Source organism: Catenulispora yoronensis, assembly GCF_039531695.1.
GTDB classification, from domain to species: domain Bacteria; phylum Actinomycetota; class Actinomycetes; order Streptomycetales; family Catenulisporaceae; genus Catenulispora; species Catenulispora yoronensis.
Genome location: NZ_BAAAQN010000033.1, coordinates 45,896 through 69,857, shown reverse-complemented (window position 1 = coordinate 69,857; position 23,962 = coordinate 45,896). Strand labels below are relative to the sequence as shown.

The following is a 23,962-nucleotide window of genomic DNA, read 5'->3' as shown; positions in this document are numbered from 1 at the left end:
TCCTTATGGCGGCGCGTTCAGCCGGGTCGTCTTGGTGATGCGGCGGCTTGCGACGGCGTCACAGGCCGAGCTCGTTCTCAAGGAAGTCGAAGACCTCGCTGGAGGTCGCCGACTCGAAGTCGATCCCGGACTCCTCGTCGTCCCGGTCGGCGTCGCGGGTCCCGATCCAGCGGGACAGGATGCCCTGCAGGCGGCGGGTGACGTCCTGGTGCGCGGCGTCGGCCGGGTCCAGCCCGTCCAGCGCCGCCTCCAGGCGGCCGAGCTCGTCGAAGATCGAGGCCGGTCCACCGTCCCCGGGCGCCAGCTGCTCGCGCAGGTGCCCGGCCAGCGTCGCGGGGTTCGGATAGTCGAACACCAGGGTCGAGGACAGCCGCAGCCCGGTCGCGGCGTTGAGCCGGTTGCGCAGCTCCACCGCGGTCACCGAGTCCACGCCGAGGTCCTTGAACGGGCGCTCGGGCTCGACGGCGTCGGCCGAGGCGTAGCCCAGCACCGCCGCCGCCTCGCCGCGCACCAGGTCGCCGAGCAGCCGTTCCTGGTCGCCGCGGCTCAGCCCGGCCAGGCGCTGCACCAGCTCGCCCTGCGACTCCCCGGCCGCCGCCGGCTGCTCGTCGACGGCCAGCGCGCGCTGCGCCTCGGGAATGGTGGCCAGCAACGGACTGGGCCGGTGCATGGTGAAGGTCGGGGCGAACCGCTCCCAGTCCACGTCGGCGACCGAGACCGCGACCTCGCGGCCGTCCACGGCCTGGGCCAGGCCCCTGATTCCCAGCGCCGGGTCCATCAGGCGCAGGCCGTAGCGCTGGAGCTGGTCGGCGGAGTCGCCGGAGCCCATGCCGCCGCCGTCCCACAGGCCCCAGGCCACCGAGGTCCCGGCCAGACCGCGGGCCCGGCGGTCCTCGGCCAGGGCGTCGAGGAAGGCGTTGGCGGCGGCGTAGCCGGGTTGCAGGCCGCTGCCCCAGGTCGCGGAGACCGAGGAGAAGACGACGAAGGCTTCGAGGTCGCGCTGCGCGGTCAGCTCGTCGAGCAGGACCGCGCCGGCGGTCTTGACGGCCGAGACGTACTCCAGGTGGTCGAGCGTGAAGGCGTGGATCGCGGTGGCCTCGCCGACCCCGGCCGAGTGGATCACCCCGGCCAGGTCGTCGATGCCGCCGAGCAGCCCGGAGACCTGCGCGCGGGAGGCCATGTCGCAGGCCACGACGTCGACCCGGGCCCCTTGGGCCGCGACCTCGGCGGCCAGCGCCGCGACCCCGGCCGCGCCGGCCCCGGAGCGGCTGGTCAGTACCAGACGCGGGGCGCCGCGGCCGGCGAGCCACCGCGCCGTGTGGCCGCCGATGCCGCCGGTGCCGCCGGTGATCAGGACACTGCCGCCGGGGATCCACGGCGTCGTCTCCGGCGGCTGCAAAGCCCGGACCAGCCGGCGGGCCAGGCTGCCGGTCGCGCGGACGGCGATCTGGTCCTCGGTCCCGGCCAGCGCGGCGCCGAAGCGGGCGGCGATGCGCTCGTCCCAGGTCGCGGGCAGGTCGATCAGGCCGCCCCAGCGGTCGCCGTGCTCCAGGGCCACGACCCGGCCCAGGCCCCAGACCTGCGCCTGCACCACGCTGGTGAGCGGGTCGCCGGAGCCGATCGAGACAGCACCCTGCGTCACCGCCCACAGCGGCGCGGTGATCCCCGCGTCGCCGAGCGCCTGGACCAGGACCAGCGAGGCGGCGACGGCGGTGTGCAGGACCGGGCGGTCCGGAAGCGGGGACTCGTCGAGCGCGAGGAAGGAGATGACGCCGGCGAAGGCTTCGGCGGGGGAACCGTCGAGCCCTGCCGCCGTTGCGCTGTCGGCTGTTGCGCTGTCGGCTGTCGTGCCGGTCGCGGTCATGCTGGTCGTGCTGGTCGTGCTGGTCGCGGCTATAGCCGTGAGCCGAGCAGCGAGCGCCGCGCGGTCCAGGTCGTCCGGGCCGACCACGAAGGTGGTGACGTCGGCGCCGCGGTCGCGCAGGGCCTGGAGGGCGTTCGTGGCGGCCTCGGCGTCGGGGGTGCCGGCCGGGACGATCGCGAGCCAGGTTCCGGTGGGCGCGGTGGAGCCGGTGTCGGTGACGGGGGTCCAGGTGACCTTGTAGCGCCAGTCGGCGACGGCGTTGTCCTCGCGGTCGCGGCGCCGCCAGGACGCCAGCGCGGGCAGCAGTCCGGCGAGGCGTTCGTCGTCGACGGCGAGGGTGTCGGCGACCCGGCGCACGTCGCCGTCCTCGACCGCGGCCCAGAATCCGGCCTCGGCGGGGCTGCCGTTCGTGGCGGCGGTGGCCGCGTGGGCCTTGGGCTCGGGCCAGTAGCGCTGGTGCTGGAAGGCGTAGGTCGGCAGGTCGACGCGTTCGCCGCGGCCGAGGACCGAGGTCCAGTCGACGGCGACGCCGTGCGTCCAGGCCTCGGCCAGGGAGGCGACGAGGCGGGCCGGGCCGCCGTCGTCGCGGCGCAGGGTGCCGGTGACGACCGGGGCGGCGGCCTCGACGGCGTCCAGGGTGTCGGCGACGGCGCCGGTCACGACCGGGTGCGGCGAGACCTCGATGAACACCTGGTGCCCGCCGTCGGCCAGGCCGCGGATCGCGCGGTCGAACTCGACGGTGCTGCGCAGGCTGGCGTACCAGTAGTCGGCGTCCATTTCGGGGCCGGTGAGCCACTCGCCGCTCATCGCCGAAATCATGGGGATCCGTGCGGCGGACGGAGTGATGCCGGCCAGGACGCGGAGGATCTCCTCCTGGAGGGCGTCGACCTGCGCGGAGTGCGAGGCGTAGTCGACGGGGATCATACGGGCCCTGATTTCCTCGGCCTCGCAGGCGGCCTGGAGCGCTTGCAGGGCTTCGGGCTCGCCGGAGACCACGGTCGCGGCCGGGCCGTTGACGGCCGCGACGGAGATGCGGTCGCCGTAGGCGGCGAGGCGTTCGCGGACCTGGTCGGCGGCCAGGGCGAGGGACAGCATCCCGCCGATCCCGGCGATCGCGCGGAGCGACTGCGAGCGCAGGGCGACGACGCGGGCGGCGTCCTCCAGGGACAGGATCCCGGCGACGCACGCCGCCGCGATCTCGCCCTGCGAGTGGCCGACCACCGCGTCGGGGGCGACCCCGGCGGCCTGCCAGACCGCCGCGAGCGACACCATCATCGCCCACAGCACCGGCTGGACGACCTCGGCCGCCTCCAGCGCCGGGGCCCCGTCGGCGCCGGACACCACGTCGCGCACCGACCAGTCCAGATGCGGCGCCAGTGCCGCCGCGCACTCGGCGAACCGGGCCGCGAACACCGGCGAGGACTCAAGGAGCTCCTTGCCCATGCCGACCCACTGGCCGCCCTGCCCGGGGAACACGAACACTGTGCGCCCGAGCCCGGAAGCCGGGGCCGCGCCTCGGATCACGCCGGCGTCCGGCAGCCCGGCGGCGATCGCCGCCAAACCGCCGACCGCGGCTTCCCGATCAGTACCGATGGATACCGCTCGGTGCTGGAAGACGGTCCTGGTGGTGGCCAGCGACCACGAGACGTCCGCCGTCTCCAGCCCGGGGTGCGCGGTGGCGTGGGCCCGCAGGCGGGTGGCCTGGTCGGCCAGTCCCTCCGCGGTGCGGGAGCTGATCAGCCAGGGCGCGACCTCGGAGCTCTCCAGCACCGGCAGCTCGGACAGCGTCACCGTGTCCTCGGCCTCGGGCTCCTCGCCCGCCGGCGCCTCCTCGACGATGACGTGCGCGTTGGTGCCGCTGAGTCCGAACGCCGACACGCCCGCGCGGCGCGGCCGCCGGTCGTCGTGCGGCCAGGCGACCGGCTCGGTCAGGAGCCTGACATGCCCGGCGGTCCAGTCGACGTGGGTCGAGGGCTCCTCGGCGTAGAGCGTGGCCGGCAGCACTTCGTGGCGCAGCGCCAGCACGGTCTTGATGACGCCGGCGATGCCCGCGGCCTGCTGCGCGTGGCCGATGTTGGACTTCACCGAGCCCAGCCACAGCGGCTGGTCGGCGGGCCGGTCCTGGCCGTAGGTCGCGAGCAGGGCCTGGGCCTCGATCGGGTCGCCGAGGGTGGTGCCGGTGCCGTGCGCCTCGACCACGTCGACCTCGGCGCTCGTCAGGCGGGCGCTGGCCAGAGCGGCGCGGATGACGCGCTGCTGCGAAGGGCCGTTCGGCGCGGTGAGGCCGTTGGAGGCGCCGTCCTGGTTGATCGCGCTGCCGCGGATCACCGCCAGGATCGGGTGGCCGTTGCGGCGGGCGTCGGAGACCCGCTCCAGGACGATCATGCCCGCGCCCTCGGCGATGCCCATGCCGTCGGCCTCGTCGGAGAACGCCTTGCAGCGGCCGTCGGCGGCCAGCGCGCGCTGGCGGGAGAACCCGACGAACTCCGCCGAGTCGGCCATCACCATGACGCCGCCGGCGATGGCCATCGTGCACTCGCCGTTGCGCAGCGCCTGGGCGGCGAGGTGCAGCGCCACCAAGGAGGAGGAGCAAGCGGTGTCGACGGTGACCGCCGGCCCTTCCAGGCCGAGGGTGTAGGAGACGCGGCCGGACAGCACGCTGGTCGCGTTGCCGGAGATCAGGTGCCCTTCGGCGCCCTCGACCGACTCCAGGACCTGGGTGGCGTAGCCGGACGGGGATGCGCCGGCGAACACGCCGGTCAGCGTGCCGCGCAGGGTCTCGGGGTCGATCCCGGCGCGCTCCAGGGCCTCCCACGACGTCTCCAGCAGCAGCCGCTGCTGCGGGTCCATGGCCAGCGCCTCGCGCGGGCTGATCCCGAAGAACGGCGCGTCGAACTCGGCGGCGGACTGGAGGAACCCGCCCTCCTGGACGTAGGAGGTGCCGGGGTTGTCGGGGTCGGGATCGAAGAGTCCCGCCATGTCCCAGCCGCGGTCGGTCGGGAACCCGGAGATCGCGTCGCCGCGCGCCGCGACCAGGTCCCACAGCTGGTCCGGGGTCGAGACGCCGCCGGGGAAGCGGCAGCCCATGCCGATGACGGCGACCGGCTCGTCCAGGACGGCGCGCGCGACCGGCTGCCGGGCGGCAGAGTCCTGCGACGCGCCGAGCAGCTGGGTGATGATCTGCCGCGCCAGCACCGTCGGCGACGGGTAGTCGAACACCACGGTGGAGGGCAGCGCCAGCCCGGTCGCGGCGTTGAGCCGGTTGCGCAGCTCGACGGCGGTCAGCGACTCGAAGCCGAGGTCGCGGAACGCGCGGCCGGCCGAGACGGCGTCGGCGGAGGAGTGGCCGAGCACCGCGGCGGCGTGCGTGCGCACCAGGTCCGTGACCACCCGCTCGCGCTCGGCCGGGGACAGCGGCACCAGCCGGTTGGCCAGTTCGCCCTCCACCTGCGCGACCGCCGCCCGATCGCGGGGCGCGCCCGCGGCCTCGGCGAGCCTGCGCACCTCCGGCAGGCCGTCGAACAGCGGCCAGTGCCGCATCGCGCTGAACACCGGCGCGAACCGGGCCCAGTCGACGTCGGCGACCGCGATGAAGGTCTCGTCGTCGGCCATGACGTGGCCGAGCGCGGTCAGCGCGCGGTCCGGCGCCAGGAAGTTCATGCCCTGCCGGGCCAGCCGGGCCGGGGTGACGACGCCCGGGCCGTCCGGCAGCTCGGCGCCGTTCGCCGTCCACTGCTGAGTGTCCCACACGCCCCACGCCACCGAGGTGGCGGGCAGGCCGCGGCCGCGCCGGTCCTCGGCCAGGGCGTCCAGGAACGCGTTGCCGGCGGCGTAGGCGGCGTGCTCGGCGCTGCCCCACATCGCGGCGATCGAGGAGAACAGGACGAAGTCGGCCAGGTCCAGGTCCCGGGTCAGCTGGTCCAGCCACACCGCGCCGGAGGCCTTCGCGCCCAGGGCGATGTCCAGGTCGCGCAGGTCGGTGCCGTCGAAGGAGACCATGCGCCCGGCGTTGGCGGTGTGCAGGATGTGCTTCAGCGGCGGGCCGTCGTCCTCGGCGACCCGGGCCAGCAGTCCGGCGACGTCGTCGCGGTCGGTGATGTCGCAGGCCAGGACGCTGACTCCGGTCCCGGCCCCGGCCATCCCCGCGACCAGCTCGGCCACCTGCGCCTCGGCCCCGGCCACCGCCGGTCCGCTGCGGCTGGTGAGCACGACGCGCTCGGCGCCCCGCGCGGTCAGCCACTCGGCCACGTACGGCCCGATCTTGCCGGTGGCGCCGGTGACCAGCACGGTGCCGCGCGGGGTCCAGCTGCCGGCCGACCGGCGGGCCTTGGCCCGGACCACGCGGCGGGCCAGCGTGCCGGTCGCGCGGATCGCGACCTGGTCCTCGGTGCCGTCGGCCAGGGCGGCGCACAGCCGCGCCGCGGTGCGGTCGTCCCACACCGCCGGCAGATCGACCAGGCCGCCCCAGCGGTCCAGGTGCTCCAGGCCCGCGACCCGGCCCAGGCCCCAGACCTCGGACTGCACCAGGCGGGTCGGCCGGTCGTTGACGCCGACCGCGCCGGAGGTCAGCGACCAGGTCTTGGCCGCGATCCCGGCGTCGCCCAGGGCCTGCACCAGGAGCAGGGAGCCGGCGACGCCCGCGGACACCGCCGGGAAGCCGGGGACCGGCTGCTCGTCGAAGGCCAGCAGGGAGACGATGCCCGCGACCGGGCCGGAGACCGCCTCGGCGAGGCGGGCGGCGAAGGCGGCGCGGTCCAGGTCGGCGGCGGAGACTTCGAGGACTGCGATGTCCGCGCCGCGGTCGGTGAGGGCGGCGGTCACCGCGGCGAGCAGACCGGCGGCGGGCGACGCGGCGGGATCCGCCTTGCCAGTACCAGTACCAGCGCCGGAACCCGGGTCGGCGGTCAGGCCCTGCGGCGCCACGACCAGCCAGGTACCGGTCAGCACCGCCGCGGCGGCGTCGGCGACCGGCGTCCACGAGACGCGGTAGCGCCAGTCGGCCACGGCCGAGTCGGCGCGCTCGCGCCGTCGCCAGGAGGCCAGCGCGGGCAGCAGGTCGTTGAGCGGCTGGCTGGCGTCCAGCGCCAGGGTGTCGGCGAGCTCGCCCAGATCGCCCTGCTCGACGGCGGCCCAGAACCGGGCCTCCACCTCGCTGGACTCGGCGACCGCCGTGGCCGCGACCGCCGGCGCGGCGGCCTCGGCCCAGTAGCGCTCCCGCTGGAAGGCGTAGGTCGGCAGCACCAGCCGCTCGGCCGGCCCGGCCACCAGCGACCAGTCGATGCCGACCCCGCGCACGTGCGCCTCGGCCAGCGACGACAACAGCCGCGCCGGTCCGCCCTCGTCGCGCCGCAGGGTGCCGAGCACGACGGTGTCCGGACCGGCGACGGTGCGCGCCCGGTCCTCCAGGGTGTCGGTGATCGCCCCGGTCAGCACCGGATGCGGCGAGACCTCGATGAACACCTGGTGCCCGCCGTCGGCCAGGGCCCTGATGGCCCGGTCGAACTCGACGGTGGAGCGCAGCGACGCGTACCAGTAGGCGGCGTCCATCTCGGGGCCGGTGAGCTGCTCGCCGCTCATCGCCGAGATCATCGGGACGCGCGTCCCGACCGGCGTGACTCCGGCCAGGACCGCGAGGATCTCGTCCTGGAGGGCGTCGATCTGCGCGGAGTGCGAGGCGTAGTCCACCGGGATCATCCGAGCCCTGATGTCCTCGGCCTCGCAAGCAGCCTGAATCGCGCGCAGCGCCTCGGGCTCGCCGGAGACCACGGTCGCCGACGCACCGTTGATCGCCGCGATCGAAGCCCGGTCGCCGTGGCTCGCGATGCGCTCGCGGACGGCGTCGGCGGGCAGCGCGATCGAGAGCATCCCGCCCTTGCCCGCCAACGGCTTCAGCGCCTGGGACCGCAGCGCCACGACGCGCGCGCCGTCCTCCAGCGAGAGGATCCCGGCGACCGTCGCGGCGGCGATCTCGCCCTGGCTGTGGCCGACCACCGCGTCGGGCTCGACCCCGGCCGCCTGCCACACCGCGGCGAGGGAGACCATCATCGCCCACAGCAGCGGCTGGACCTCGTCGGCGGTTTCGAGCTGCCGGTCCAGCAAGTCGTACGGCGACCAGTCCACGAAGGGCGCCAAGGCGGCGGCGCACTCGGCGAACCGGGCCGCGAACACCGGCGAGCTCTCCAACAGCTCCCGGCCCATGCCGATCCACTGGCTGCCCTGGCCGGGGAACACGAACACGCTGCGTCCGGCGCCGCCGGAGGGCGCGACCCCCGTCACCACCCCGGAGGCGGGCTGCCCGGTGGCCACCGCCGCCAGGCCCGCGGCCAACTCGCCGCGGTCGGCGCCGATCGCCACCGCCCGGTGCTCGAACACCGAGCGCGTGACCGCGAGCGACCAGGCGACATCCGCAGGGTCCTGATCCCGGTGCGCCAGCGCGAACTCGCGCAGCCGTCCGGCCTGGGCGGCCAGCGCGTCGTGGCTGCGGGCCGACACCGGCCAGGCCGCCACGGCGGCGGCTTCCAGCACCGGCCGGCGCGGCGGCGCGACCGTGGGCTCCGGCTCCTCGGCCGGTTCCTCGATCGCCGCCGGGCCGGCTTCCTCCACGATCACGTGCACGTTCGTCCCGCTGATCCCGAACGCCGACACGCCCGCGCGGCGCGGCTGCTCCCCGCCGGGCCATTGCCGGGCCTGCTGGAGCAGCTTCACGTTCCCGGCCGACCAGTCGATGTGCGGCGACGGCACCTCGGCGTGCAGCGTGCGCGGCATCTCGCCGTGCTGCATGGCCAGCACCATCTTCATGATGCTGATCACGCCGGAGGCGGTCTGCAGGTGGCCGATGTTGGACTTCACCGAGCCCAGCCACAGCGGCCGGTTCTCGGGGCGGCCGCGGCCGTAGGTGGCGAGCAGCGCGTGCGCCTCGATCGGGTCGCCGAGGCTGGTGCCGGTGCCGTGCGCCTCGACGATGTCGATGTCGTTCGGCGCCAGCCGGGCGTTGGCCAGCGCGGCGCGGATCACCCGCTGCTGCGAGGGCCCGTTCGGGGCGCTCAGGCCGTTGCTGGCGCCGTCCTGGTTCATGGCGCTGCCCTTGATGACGGCGAGCACCGGGTGCCCGTTGCGCCGCGCCTCGGACTCGCGCTCCAGCAGCAGCATGCCGGCGCCCTCGCCCCAGCCGATGCCGTCGGCGTCCGCGGAGAACGCCTTGCTGCGGCCGTCGGTGGACATGCCCTGCTGCTTGGAGAACTCCGCGAAGGCCCCGGGGACCGCGAGCACGGCCACGCCGCCGGCCAACGCCATCTCGCACTCGCCGGAGCGCAGCGACTGGCAGGCCAGGTGCAACGCCACCAGCGAGGAGGAGCACGCGGTGTCCACGGTGACCGCCGGGCCCTCCAGACCGAGCGTGTAGGACACGCGGCCCGAGATGACGGCGGTCAGGCTGCCGGTAAGCATGTAGCCCTCGGACCCGGAGTCCAGGCTGCCGCCGGCGCCGTAGCCGGAGTAGGTGGCGCCGGCGAAGACGCCGGTGCGGGTGCCGCGCAGCGCGTGCGGGTTCAACCCGGCGCGCTCGATGGTCTCCCACGAGACCTCCAGCAGCATCCGCTGTTGCGGGTCCATCGCCAGCGCCTCGCGCGGGCTGATGCCGAAGAACCCGGCGTCGAACTCCCCGGCGTCGTAGACGAAGCCGCCGACGTGCGGGATGGAGATGTCGGTGTCCGCACCCGCGGCCGCCAGACTCGCCCAGTACGCCTCCTCCATCACGTCCCAGCCCCGGTCGGCCGGGAACTCGCCGACCGCGTCGGTGCCGTTGGCCAGCAGCTCCCAGAACTGCTCCGGTCCGCCGACGCCGCCGGGGATCTTGCAGCCCATGGCGACGATCGCGATCGGGTCGTCGGAGGCGGCGGCGCCGACGGCGGCCGGTCCGGCGGCCGAGCCGGTGCCGATCAGCTCGCCGCGCAGGTACTCGGCGACGGCGGCCGCCGAGGGGTAGTCGAAGACCAGCGTCGAGGGCAGCCGCAGCCCGGTGGTGGTGCCGAGCCGGTTGCGCAGCTCGACGGCCGTCACCGAGTCGATGCCCAGCTCCCGGAACGCGCGCTCGGCCTCGACGGCGTCCGCCGACGGGTACCCGAGCACGGCCGCCGTCTCGCCCCGGACCAGATCCACCAGGAACCGGGTCTGTTCGAGCTCTGACAGCGCGACCAGCCGCGCGGCCAGTTCGCTCTGCGACTGCGGGGCGTCACCGCCGGACGCCGCGGCCTCCGGCTCGGCCAGGGCCCGGCGCACCTCCGGCAGCCCGGCGATGAGCGGGCTCGGGCGGCGCAGGGTGAAGGTCGGGGCGAACTTCTCCCAGTCGACGTCGGCGATGGCGGTGGAGCGGCCGTCGCCGTCCAGCACCTGGGCCAGGGCCCTGATTCCGGGCTCGGAGTCCATCGCGCGCATGCCGTAGCGCTGGAGCTGCTCCCCGATCTCGCCGGAGACCATGCCCCCGCCGCCCCACAGACCCCAGGCGACGGACGTGCCGGGCAGGCCGCGGCCGGCCCGGCTGTCGGCGACGGCGTCCAGGTGCGCGTTCGCGGCCGCGTAGCCGGCCAGCGAGCCGCTGCCCCACACCGCGGCGCCGGAGGAGAAGACCACGAAGGCCTCCAGGTCCAGGTCCCCGGTCAGTTCGTCGAGCCAGGTCGCGCCGTCCGCCTTGGCGGCCAGGTGCTCGGCCAGGTCGGCCGGGCCGGAGCCGAGGACGGTGCCGCCCCCGGAGACGCCGGCGGCGTGGACGACGCCGGTCAGCGCCGGACCGGTGGCCGCGATGTGCGCCAGTACCGAGGCCACCTGCGGACGCCGGGCGACGTCGCAGGCCACGATGTCGACGGCGGTGCCGGCGCCGGCCAGTTCGGCGGCCAGCGCGGCGGCGCCGACGGCGGCGGCGCCGGACCGGCTGGTCAGCACCACGCGCGGGGCGCCGCGGCCGGCGAGCCAGCGCGCGGTGTGGCCGCCGATGCCGCCGGTGCCGCCGGTGATCAGGACACTGCCGCTCGGCACCCACTCGGTGCCGCTGCTCGCGGCCGGGGCGTGCACCAGGCGGCGGGCCAGGACGCCGGCCGGGCGGATGGCGATCTGGTCCTCGGCGGCGCCGGCGAGCGCCGCGACCAGGCGGGTGGCGACCCGCTCGTCCCACTGCCCGGGCAGGTCGACCAGACCGCCCCACGCGGTGGGCAGCTCCAGCGCGGCGACGCGGCCGAGACCCCAGACCTGGCCCTGCGACGGGCTGGTGAGCTGGTCGCCGGGGCCGGTGCTGACCGCGCCGCGGGTCAGGGCCCACACCTTGGCGGTCGAACCGACGTCGGCCAGCGCCTGCGTCAGGAACGTGGTCGCGGCCAGGCCGCGGGAGACGGACGGGAAGTCGGGCAGACGCTCCTCGTCGAGCGCCAGCAGGGACACGACGCCGGTGAAGGGGGACTCGGTCGACAGGGTCCTGATGCGCTCGGCCAGCACCGCGCCGGGGGCGGTGCCGGAGGCTGTGCCAGTGCCAGTGCCGGTGCCAGTGCCGGACGCCGCGCCCGATCCGTGGTCGATCCGATCGAGGTCCTCCGCGCCGACCGGCAGCAGCACCACGCGGGCACCGCGCTCGGTCAGGGCCCTGACGACCTGGTGCGTCAGCTCGTCGTGGACCGAGCCGGCGGCGACCAGCCAGGAGCCGGAGAGCGTGCCGGCCGCGTCGGCGACCGGCGCCCACGCGACACGGTAGCGCCAGCCCGCGACGGCCGAGTCGGCCCGCTCGCGGCGGCGCCAGTCGGCGAGCGCGGGCAGGAACGCGGCCAGGCGGTCGCCGTCGATGCCGAGGGTGTCGGCGAGTTCCGCGACGTCGCCGCGGTCCACCGCCGCCCAGAAGCCGTCCTCCACCGCGCCGCCGGAGGAGCCGTCGGTGATGGCGGCCAGCGACTCGGGGACGCGCGGCCAGTACCGCTGGTGCTGGAAGGCGTAGGTGGGCAGATCGGTGCGCGCGCCGGGGGCCAGGACCGCGGTCCAGTCGATCTCGACGCCGCGCACGTGGGCCTCGGCCAGCGAGGTGAGCAGCCGCGCCGGGCCGCCCTCGTCGCGGCGCAGGGTGCCGAGGACGAGCGCGGTCGCGGTGCCGGCGTCCTCTATGGTGTCGGTGATCGCGCCGGTGAGGACCGGATGCGGCGACACCTCGACGAAGGTGCGGTGGCCGGAGCCGACCAGGGTGCGGATCGCCCGGTCGAACTCGACGGTCGAGCGCAGCGACGCGTACCAGTAGTCGGAGTCCAGCTCCGGTCCGCCGAGCCAGTCGCCGCTCATCGCCGAGATCATCGGGATCCGGGCGGTGCCCGGGACGACACCCGCGAGCACCCGCTTGATGTCGGCTTCGAGAACGTCGATCTGCGCGGAGTGCGAGGCGTAGTCGACCGGGATCATCCGGGCCCTGATGCCGTCGGCCTCGGCGGCGGCCTGGATCTCCTGCAACGCCACGGGCTCGCCGGAGACCACGGTCGCGGACGCGCCGTTGATCACGGCGACGGAGGCCCGGTCGCCGAACGGCTCGATGCGGGTGCGCACGGCGTCGGCGGGCAGGGCGAGCGAGAGCATGCCGCCCTCGCCGGCCAAGGGCTTCAGAGCTTGCGATCGCAGAGCCACCACCCGCGCGCCGTCCTCCAGCGAGAGGATCCCGGCGATGACAGCGGCAGCGATCTCGCCCTGGGAGTGGCCGACCACCGCGTCGGGAGTGACCCCGGCCGCCTGCCAGACCGCGGCCAGCGAGACCATCATCGCCCACAGCACCGGCTGCACCTGGTCGGCCGTCTCAAGCTGCTGATCCAGCAGCTCGTACAACGACCAGTCGACGAACGGCGCCAGAGCTTCGGCGCACTCTGCGAAGCGAGCAGCGAACACCGGCGAGCTCTCCAGCAACTCCCGGCCCATGCCGACCCACTGGCTGCCCTGACCCGGGAACACGAACACCCGCCGGCCCAGCCCGGAGGCGGGGACCGAACCGCTCACCACCCCGGTGCCCGGCTGTCCGGTCGCGATCGCCGCGAGCCCGGAGGCCAGCGCGTCGGCGGTTCCGATGGCCACGGCGCGGTGCTCGAACAGCGCGCGGGTGGTGGCGAGCGACCAGGCGATGTCAGTGGCCTGCGTCGTGCCCGCGAGCGCGATCTCCCGCAAGCGGCCCGCCTGTCCGGCCAGCGCCTCGGCACCGCGGGCCGAGACGGTCCAGGCGGACACCTCGGTCGTGTCGAGAACTCGGGGCTCGGTCGCCGGCGGCTCGTCGGTGGGCTCCTCGGCGGTCTCCGCCGCCGGTGCCTCCTCGACGATCACGTGCGCGTTGGTCCCACTCATCCCGAACGCCGAAACGCCCGCGCGCCGCGGCCGCTCCCCCGGCGCCCATTCGACGGCTTCGTGCAACAGGCGGATGTGGCCCGCCGACCAGTCGACGTGGGTGCTGGGGACCTCGGCGTGCAGGGTGCGCGGCAGGACGCCCTTGCGCAGGGCCATGACCATCTTGATGACGCCCGCGACGCCCGCGGCCTGCTGCGCGTGGCCGATGTTGGACTTCACGGTGCCCAGGCGCAGCGGCTCGTCGGCCGGGCGGTTCTGGCCGTAGGTGGCGAGCAGGGCCTGGGCCTCGATCGGGTCGCCGAGGGTGGTGCCGGTGCCGTGCGCCTCGACGGCGTCGACGTCGGCGGTGGTCAGCCGGGCGTTGGCCAGGGCGGCGCGGATGACGCGCTGCTGGGCCGGGCCGTTGGGAGCGGTGAGGCCGTTGCTGGCGCCGTCCTGGTTGATCGCGCTGCCCCGGATCACCGCCAGCACGGTGTGGCCGTTGCGCTCGGCGTCGGACAGCCGCTCCAGCAGGATCATGCCCGCGCCCTCGGCCCAGCCGGTGCCGTCGGCGTCGTCGGAGAACGCCTTGCAGCGGCCGTCGGAGGACATGCCCTGCTGCTTGGAGAACTCGCCGAAGGTGCCGGGCGTCGCCATCACGGTGACGCCGCCGGCCAGGGCCAGCGTGGACTCCCCGGAGCGCAGCGACTGGCAGGCCAGGTGCAGCGCCACCAGCGAGGAGGAGCACGCGGTGTCGACCGTGACCGCCGGGCCCTCCAGGCCCAGGGCGTAGGCGACGCGGCCGGAGACGACGCTCGCCGCGTTGCCGGTGGCCGAGTGGCCCTCGGTGCGGTCGCCGCCGAGCGCGGCCATCAGCAGGCCGATGTCGTATCCGGACCCTGACGCGCCGGCGAAGACGCCGGTCGCGGAGCCGCGCAGCGCGTGCGGGTCGATGCCCGCGCGCTCCAGCGCCTCCCACGCCACTTCCAGCAGCAGCCGCTGCTGCGGGTCCATCGCGACCGCCTCGCGCGGGCTGATGCCGAAGAACCCGGCGTCGAACTCGGTGGCGTCGTGGACGAAGCCGCCGACCCGCGCGTAGGCGGCGTCCTGCGGCTCGTGGGCCTCCCAGCCGCGGTCCTGGGGGAACGGGGACATCGCGTCGATGCCCGCCATCACCAGGTCCCACAGCTGTTCCGGGCCGCCGACGCCGCCGGGCAGGCGGCAGCCCATGCCGACGATCGCGATCGGCTCGTCGGAGGCGGCGGCCGCGGCCACCGGCACCGCGAGGTCGGAACCGGTGCCCAGCAGCTCGGCGCGCAGATGCTCGGCGAGGATGACAGAGGTCGGATAGTCGAAGGCGAGCGTGGCGGGCAGCGCCAGCCCGGTCACCGTGTTCAGCCGGTTCCGCAGTTCCATCGCGGTCAGCGAGTCGAAGCCGAGCTCGTTGAACGCGCGGTCCTTCTCCACGGCGTCGACCGAGGCGTGCCCGAGCACCTGCGCGGCCTCGGTGCGCACCAGCTCGACCAGCAGCCGGTCCTGGTCGGCGCGCGAGGAGGCCGCCAACCGCTGCACCAGCTCGCTCTGCGACTCCACCACGGCCGCGCCGCCGCTCTCGCCGCCGCCGGCCAGCGCCTGCCGGACCTCCGGCAGCAGCTCCAGCAGCGGGCTGGTGCGACGCAGGGTGTAGAGCGGGGCGAAGCGCTGCCAGTCGACGTCGGCGACGGTGACCTCGGTCTCGCGGCCGTCGACCGCCTGCGCCAGGGCCCTGATACCGAGCTCGGGGTCCATCTGCCGCAGGCCGTAGCGGTGCAGGTTCTCCCCCGCCTCGCCCGCGCCCATCCCGGCGCCGCCCCACAGGCCCCACGCCACCGACGTCGCGGCCTGCCCCCGCGCCCGGCGGGTCTCGGCCAGCGCGTCGAGGAAGGCGTTCGCGGCGGCGTAGCCGGGTTGCAGGCCGCTGCCCCACGTCGCGGACACCGACGAGAACAGCACGAAGGCGTCCAGCTCCAGACCGGCGGTGAGCTCGTCGAGCAGCACCGCCCCGGTGGTCTTGACCGCCGAAACGTGGGCCAGGCGGTCGAGCGTGAACTCCTCGATCGCGGTGGCCTCGCCGACCCCGGCGGCATGGATCACCGAGCTCGGCGCCGAGCCGGTGGCGGCGATCCGGTTCAGCAGCCCGGACACCGCGTCGCGGCGCGACATGTCGCAGGCCACGATGTCGACCGCGGTGCCCGCCACCGCCAGCTCGGCGGCCAGCCCGGCGACCCCGGCCGCCCCGGCGCCGGACCGGCTGGTCAGCACCACGCGCTCGGCCCCGCGGCCGACCGCCCAGCGCGCCACCAGGCTGCCGATGCCGCCGGTGCCGCCGGTGATCAGGACACTGCCACGCGGCGTCCACGGCGCCGACTCGCGCGGGTGCGGGGCCCGCACCAGGCGGCGCGCGACCATCCCGGAGGGCCGGACCGCGACCTGGTCCTCGCCGAAGCCGGACAGCACGGCGCAGAAACGGGCGGCGACCCGCTCGTCCCACTGCCCGGGCAGGTCGACCAGCCCGCCCCAGCGCTCGGAGTGCTCCAGCCCGACGACCCGCCCCAGGCCCCAGACCTGCGCCTGCACCGGGCTCTCCAGGGCGTCGCCCTGACCGGTGGCGACGGCCCCGCGGGTCGCCGACCACAGCGGCGCCGTGATCCCGGCGTCGCCGAGCGCCTGCACCAGCAGCAGCGTGCCGGCGACGGCGGCGTGGACCGCGGGACGGTCCCCGAGCGGCGACTCGTCCAGGGCCAGCAGCGACAGGATGCCGGCGATCGGCGCCTCGGCGGTGGCGGCGACCTGCGAGAGGTTCCGGCCCAGGGCGGTGCGGTCCAGATCGGACTGCTCCACGGCCAGGGTGACGACGGTCGCGCCGCGATCGGTCAGGGCCCGCAGATAGTCGGAGACCGCGGCCTCCAGTCCGCTCGGGACCACGGCGAGCCAGGTCCCTGACAACACGGCGGCGCCGGGGTCGGTGACCGGGACCCAGGTGATCCGGTAGCGCCAGTCGGCCACGGCCGAGTCCTCGCGCTCGCGCCGCCGCCAGGACGCCAGTGCGGGCAGCAGTTCGGCGAGCCGTTCGCCGTCGATGGCCAGGGTGCCGGCGAGTTGGGACACGTCGCCATCCTCGACCGCGGCCCAGAAGTCGCTCTCGGCCGCGGTCTCCGCGGTCCCGGTCTGCACGGCGTGGCCGCCCTGCGGCCAGAAGCTCTGATGCTGGAAGGCGTACGTGGGCAGGTCGACGCGCGCGCCGGTGCCGAGCACGGCCTCCCAGTCGACGTCGACGCCCAGCACGTGCGCGCGGCCCAGCGCGGTCGCGACGGTGACCGGGGCAGGGGACTTGGAGCGCAGCAACGGGATGAACGTCGCGCCGGTGCCGGCCGGGACGGCGGCGGTGCCGATGGCGGACAGCGTGCCGTCCGGGCCGATCTCCAGGAACACGGAGACGCCGCGCTCGGCCAAGGTCGCGGCCGCGTCGGCGAACCGCACCGGCTGCCGGGCCTGCTCGGTCCAGTAGGACGGCGCGCAGTCGGCCACGACCTGGCCGGTGGCCGCCTGGGCCCAGGGGATCCGGGCCGGCGCGTAGGCCAGGTCGGCCGCGACCGCGCCGAGCTCGGCCAGGATCGGGTCCATCAGGACGGAGTGGAAGGCATGGCTGACCCGCAGCGGGCGCACGCGGCGGCCGCGCTCGCGCCAGAGCTCCGCGACGCGGTCCACCCCGGCGGCGACACCGGAGACCACGGTCGAGCGCGGGCCGTTGACCGCGCCGATGCCGACGCCCTCGACCCCGAGCTCCACCATCGAGTCCAGGACCTCGGCCTCGGTGGCGGCGATGGAGCACATGCCGCCGCCCTCGGGCAGGGACTGCATCAGGCGCGCGCGGTTCGCGACCAGGCGGCAGGCGTCCTCCAGGGACAGGACTCCCGCAGCCCACGAGGCCGCGATCTCGCCGACCGAGTGCCCGGCGACGGCGTCCGGGCGGACCCCGGCGGCGGCCAGCATCTCGACCAGCGCGACCTGCACGGCGAACAAACCGGTCTGGGCGAAGACGGTCTGGTCGGCGTCGACGTCCTTGGCGCGGCCGAGGACCACGTCCGCGACCGGCAGGCCGAGCTCCGCCTCCAGGACCGCGGCGACACGGTCGAAGGTCCGGGCGAAGACCGGCGAGGCCGCGTACAGGCCCCGACCCATTCCGGCCCGCTGCGCGCCCTGCCCGGCGAAGACGAACCCGACGCGCGGGGTGCCCCGCACCACGCCGGTGACGACCGTGGCGGAGGTCTGCTTCGTCGCGACGGCGGCCAGGCCGGCGGTCAGGTCCTCGCGGCCGCGCCCGACGACGACGGCGCGGTGGTCGAACCGGCCGCGCGTCGCCGCCAGCGACCACGCGACGTCGGCCTTCTCCAGCTCGCGGTGCGCGAGCACGTGCTCGCGCAGGCGTCCGGCCTGCCCGGCCAGTCCGTCGGCGCCGCGTCCGGAGACGACCCAGGCCGAGACGTCGGAACCGGCCAGGACCGGAGCTTCATGGTCACCAGCATCGTCGGTGGCCTCCTCGGCGGCCGGGGCCTCTTCCAGGATCACGTGCGCGTTCGTGCCGCTGAGCCCGAAGGCGGAGACTCCGGCACGGCGCGGCCGGCCGTCGGCGTGCGGCCAGGCGACCGGCTCGGTCAGCAGCCGGACGTCGCCCAGGGTCCAGTCGATGTGCGAGGACGGGGTCCCGGCGTGCAGGGTCGCGGGCAGCAGGTCCTGGCGCAGCGCCTGCACCATCTTGATGACGCCGGCGATGCCGGCCGCCTGCTGGGTGTGGCCGATGTTGGACTTCACCGAGCCCAGCCACAGCGGCTGGTCCTCGGGCCGGTCCTGGCCGTAGGTGGCCAGCAGGGCCTGCGCCTCGATCGGGTCGCCGAGCGCGGTGCCGGTGCCGTGCGCCTCGACGGCGTCCACCTCGGAGGCGACCAGCTGCGCGTTGGCCAGCGCCGCGCGGATGACGCGCTGCTGCGACGGGCCGTTGGGAGCGGTCAGGCCGTTGCTGGCGCCGTCCTGGTTCATGGCGCTGCCCTTGACGACGGCGAGCACCGGGTGGCCGAGACGCTGGGCGTCGGAGAGCCGCTCCAGCAGGATCATCCCGGCGCCTTCGGCGATGCCCATGCCGTCGGCATCGTCGGAGAACGCCTTGCAGCGGCCGTCGGCAGCGAGCGCGCGCTGGCGCGAGAAGCCGACGAACTCCGTGGGATCGGCCATCACCATCACGCCGCCGGCCAGGGCCATCGTGCTCTCACCGGTGTGCAGGGACTGGCAGGCCAGGTGCAGGGCGACGAGCGAGGAGGAGCAGGCGGTGTCGACGGTGACCGCCGGTCCTTCCAGCCCCAGGGTGTAGGAGACGCGGCCGGACAGGACACTGGCGATGTTGCCGGTGATCAGGTGCCCTTCGGCGCCCTCGATGCCGACGACCTGGCCGGCGTAGCCGGACGGCGAGGCGCCGGCGAACACGCCGGTCAGAGTGCCGCGCAGGGCTTCGGGGTCGATGCCGGCCCGCTCCAGCGCCTCCCAGCACACCTCCAGGAGCATGCGCTGCTGCGGGTCCATCGCGATGGCCTCGCGCGGGCTGATCCCGAAGAAACCGGGGTCGAACTGCGCGGCGCCGTGCAGGAAGCCGCCTTCCTGGACGTAGGAGGTGCCGGGGTTGTCGGGATCGGGATCGAACAGGCCGGTCATGTCCCAGCCGCGGTCGGTGGGGAAGCCGGAGATGGCGTCGCCGCCGGCCGCGACCAGGTCCCACAGCTGTTCCGGCGAGGCGACGCCGCCAGGGAAGCGGCAGCCCATACCGATGATCGCGATCGGCTCGTCGGAGGCGGCCGCGCCGATCGACGCGGTCAGGACCGGCGTCCGGGCGGCCGGGGCGGCGCCGAGCAGCTGGGTAATGATCTGCCGGGCCAGGACCGTCGCCGACGGGTAGTCGAAGACGACCGTGGAGGGCAGCGCCAGTCCGGTCGCGACGTTCAGCCGGTTGCGCAGGTCGACCGCGGTCAGCGAGTCGAACCCCATGTCGCGGAAGGCCCGGCCGGGGTCGACGGCGTCGGCCGAGGGATGGCCGAGCACGGCGGCGGCGTTCGTGCGGACCAGGTCCACGACGAGGCGCTCGCGGTCGGCGGCGGCCAGCACGGCGAGCTGCCCGGCCAGGCCGCCGGTCGCGGTGGTGTCAGGGTCCGTACTCATCGCGGCCGGGGCCGCGGCCAGGGCCCGCACCTCCGGCAGGCCGTCGAACAGCGGCCAGTTGCGGCTGGCGCGGAACACCGGTGCGAACCGGGCCCAGTCGACGTCGGCCACCGCGATGAAGGTCTCGTTGTCGGCCAGCACCTGCTCCAGCGCGGCGACGGCGCGGTCGGTGGCCAGGAAGTTCATGCCCTGGCGCATCAGCCGGGCCGGGGTGACGACCCCGGGGCCGTCGGGCACGACCGCCCCGGCGACCGTCCACTCCTGGGTGTCCCACACGCCCCAGGCGATCGAGGTCGCGGGCAGCCCGCAGGCGCGGCGGCGCTGGGCCAGGGCGTCGAGGAAGGCGTTGCCGGCGGCGTAGGCGGCGTGCTCGGCGCTGCCCCAGGTCGCGGCGATGGAGGAGAACAGGACGAAGTGGTCCAGATCAAGATCCTGCGTCAGCTCGTCCAGGATCACGGCGCCGACGCCCTTGGCGCCGAGGGCGACGTCCAGATCGCGCAGGTCGGTGCCGTCGTAGGAGACCATGCGGCCGGCGTTGGCGGCGTGCAGGACGGTCTTCAGCGGCGGCCCGTCGGCGGCGATCCGGTCGAGCAGCGCGGCGACCTCGGAGCGCTGCGTCAGGTCGCAGGCCAGCAGGCTGACCCCGGTCCCGGAGCCGGCCATCCGCGCCAGGAGCTCGGCGACCGCGTCGGCCGCCTCGCCGCCGGCCACCCACGGCCCGGAGCGGCTGGTCAGCACCACGTGGTCGGCGCCCCGGGCGGCCAGCCAGCGGCCCAGGTACGGGCCGATCTCGCCGGTGGCGCCGGTGACCAGCACGGTGCCGGTCGGCGTCCACAACCCGGCGTCGGCGCGGCGCGCGCGGGCCCGGATCAGGCGGCGGGCCAGGGTGCCGGAAGGCCGGATCGCCACCTGGTCCTCGGCCAGGGTGCCCAGGGCCGCGCACAGCCGGGCGGCGACGCGGTCGTCCCATTCCGACGGCAGGTCGATCAGCCCGCCCCAGCGGTCCAGGTGCTCCAGGCCCGCGACCCGGCCCAGGCCCCAGACCTGCGCCTGCGCGGCGCTGGCCGGGGTCTCCCCGGCGCCGGTCGCGACGGCGCCCAGCGTGACCACCCACAGCGGGGCGGCGATCCCGGCGTCGCCGAGCGCCTGCACCAGCAGCAGCGTGCCGGCGGTGCCGGCCGGGACCGCCGGGTGGCCGGGGACCGGCGTCTCGTCGACCGCCAGGAAGGAGATGACGCCGGTGACGCGCGCGGTCTGCGCGGCCTCGGCGAGCACGGCGGCCAGCGCGGCCCGGTCGAGCTCGTCCGGGCCGACGTCGATCGTCAGGACGCTGACACCACGCTCGTTGAGCGCGCCGATCGCGCCCATGATGGACTCGGAGGCGTCCTCGGTGGCCGGGCCGGCCTGCGGGATCACGGCCAGCCAGGTGCCGGAGAGCACGGTGGCGCCGGTGTCGGGGGCCGGGACCCAGGTGACGCGGTAGCGCCAGTCGGCGACGGCCGACTCGGCGCGTTCGCGGCGGCGCCAGGAGGCCAGCGCGGGCAGGAGTTCGGCGAGGCGGTCGTCGTCCACGGACAGCCGGTCGGCGAGGTCGCGCAGGTCGCCTTCCTCGACGGCGGCCCAGAACGCGGCCTCGGCGGCGCTGCCCGGTCCGGCCGTGGCGGAGGCGGCGCTGCGGGTGCCGGGCATCGCCTCGGCCCAGTAGCGCTGGTGCTGGAAGGCGTAGGTGGGCAGCGCGGTGCGGTCCCCGTGCGGCAGGACGGTGGTCCAGTCGATCGGGACGCCGTGCACGTGGGCCTCGGCCAGCGAGGCGATCAGGCGGGCCGGTCCGCCCTCGTCGCGGCGCAGGGTGCCGGTGACGACCGGGGTGGTGGTCCCGAGATCCTCGAAGGTGGCGGCGATGCCGCCGGTGAGCACCGGATGCGGCGAGACCTCGATGAAGACCTGGTGGCCGCCGGCGGCCAGGGTGCGCAGGGCGCGGTCGAACTCGACCGGGGAGCGCAGGGAGGCGTACCAGTAGCCGGCGTCGGCCTCCGGGCCGGAGAGCCACTCACCGCTCATCGCCGAAATCATCGGGATGACGGCGGCGGCCGGCCGGACCTCGGCGAGCGCCCGCTTGATGTCGCTTTCCAGGGCGTCGATCTGCGCGCAGTGCGAGGCGTAGTCGACGGGGATGATGCGGGCTCTGATGTCCTCGGCCTCGGCGGCGGCCTTGATCTCCTGAAGGGCTTCCGGCTCGCCGGAGACGACGGTGGCCTTGGCGCCGTTGACGGCGGCGACCGAGACGCGGTCGCCGAACTCTGCGATGCGGCCGCGGACGGCGTCGACGGGCAGGGCGATGGAGAGCATGCCGCCCTTGCCGGCCAAGGGCTTCAGCGCCTGGGAGCGGAGGGCGACGACACGGGCGCCGTCTTCGAGGGACAGAATCCCGGCGACGACAGCGGCGGCAATCTCACCTTGGGAGTGGCCGACCACCGCGTCGGGCGTGACCCCGACGGCCTGCCAGACCGCGGCCAGGGAGACCATCATGGCCCACAGGACCGGCTGCACCTGGTCGGCCGTCTCAAGCTGCTGATCCAACAGCTCGTACAGCGACCAGTCGACGAACGGCGCCAGAGCTTCGGCGCACTCTGCGAAGCGAGCAGCGAACACCGGCGACGTCGCCAGCAGCTCACGGCCCATGCCGACCCACTGGCTGCCCTGACCAGGGAACACGAACGCTGTGCGGCCGAGTCCGGCGGCGGGAACGGCGCCGGAGACGACCGCGCCGTCCGGCTGACCGGTGGCGACCGCCGCCAATCCCGCCTGGAGCACGTCACGCTGCGCGCCGATGACGACGGCGCGGTTCTCGAACGTCGCGCGGAAGTTCGCCAGCGTCCAGCCGACGTCGGCGAGGTCGAGCCCGGGCCGGCCGGCCACGGACTCGCGCAGCCGCGCGGCCTGGGCCGCCAGGCCGTCGGCGCCGCGGCCGGAGACCAGCCAGGTGCGCACGTCGCCGCCGGTCAGGACCTTCGGGGCGGCGGTCCGCGCCGCCTGCTCGGACTGTTCGTTCTGGTCCGTCTGGCTGTTCTGGCCGGTCTGCGCGCCCGAACCGTCGCCGGACGTCTCAGCGCTCTCCGTCTCGGCGGCCTCCGGTTCCGGGGCCTCCTCCACGATCATGTGCACGTTCGTCCCGCTGATCCCGAAAGCCGAGATGCCGGCCCGCCGCGTCCGCTCGCCCTTGGGCCAGGGCCGCGCCTCCTGCAACAGCTGGACGTTGCCCTCGGTCCAGTCGATATGCGGGGACGGCTCGGCGGCGTGGAGGGTCGGCGGCAGGAGCTCGTTGCGCAGCGCCAGCACGACCTTGATCAGGCTGACCGCGCCGGAGGCGGTCTGCGGGTGGCCGATGTTGGACTTCACCGAGCCCAGCCACAGCGGCTGGTCCTCGGGCCGGTCCTGGCCGTAGGTGGCCAGCAGCGCGCCGGCCTCGATCGGGTCGCCGAGGGTGGTGCCGGTGCCGTGCGCCTCGACCGCGTCGACGTCGGCCGGCGACAGGTGGGAGTGGGCCAGCGCGGCGCGGATGACGCGCTGCTGCGCCGGGCCGTTCGGGGCGCTGAGGCCGTTGCTGGCGCCGTCCTGGTTCACGGCGGTGCCGCGGATCACGGCCAGGATCTGGTGGTTGTTGCGGCGGGCGTCGGACAGCCGCTCCAGAAGCACCATCCCGGAGCCCTCGGCCCAGCCGATGCCGTCGGCGCCGGCGCCGAACGCCTTGCAGCGGCCGTCGGCGGCCATGCCCTGCTGCTTGGAGAACTCCGCGAAGGCCCCGGGCAGCGCCATCACCGCGACGCCGCCGGCCAGCGCCAGCTCGCTCTCGCGGGTGCGCAGGGACTGGCAGGCCAGGTGCAGGGCGACGGAGGCGGAGGAGCAGGCGGTGTCGACGGTGACCGCCGGGCCCTCCAGACCCAGGGTGTAGGACACCCGGCCGGAGATGACGGCGGTCAGGCCGCCGGTCAGGACGTAGCCCTCGGCGGCGCTGCCGCTGCCGACCAGGCTGGTGCCGTAGCCGGAGGAGTTGGCGCCGACGAACACGCCGGTCTTGGTGCCCTTCAGGCTCGCCGGGTTCACGCCGCCGTGCTCCAGCGTCTCCCAGGCCACCTCCAGCAGGATCCGCTGCTGCGGGTCCATCGCCAGGGCCTCGCGCGGGCTGATGCCGAAGAACCCGGCGTCGAACTCCGGGGCCTCGTGCACGAAGCCGCCGGTGCGCGAGTAGGCGTCCTGCCCCTCGGTGCCCTGATTGAGGCCGAACGACTCCTCGATCACGTCCCAGCCGCGGTCGGCCGGGAAGGCCCCGATCGCGTCGCCGCCGGCCGCCAGCAGCTCCCAGAACTGGTCCGGATCGGCGACCCCGCCGGGGAGCCGGCAGCCCATCCCGACGATCGCGATCGGCTCCTGTTCCCCGGCCTCCAGCTCCCGAAGCCGCTCCCGGGTCTCGTAGAGATCCGCCGCGACCTTCTTGAGGTAGTCGAGAAGCTGCTGGTTCTCCGCCATCAG

Annotated in this window: 1 protein-coding gene; it reads right to left on the bottom strand. The window is 75.3% G+C overall.

All coding sequences use genetic code 11. The features are described 5' to 3' along the window. Nucleotides 1-58 precede the first annotated feature (58 nt). A complete protein-coding gene (locus ABD481_RS25270; RefSeq protein WP_344668236.1) occupies nt 59-23,959 on the bottom strand; it encodes a type I polyketide synthase in 23,901 nt (7,966 codons plus the stop codon). Between the last annotated feature and the right edge of the window lie 3 nt (nt 23,960-23,962).

Coding starts and splice junctions, on each gene's coding strand:
- ABD481_RS25270 (WP_344668236.1), bottom strand. CDS start 23,959: ATGGCGGAGAACCAGCAGCTTCTCGACTACCTCAAGAAGGTCGCGGCG.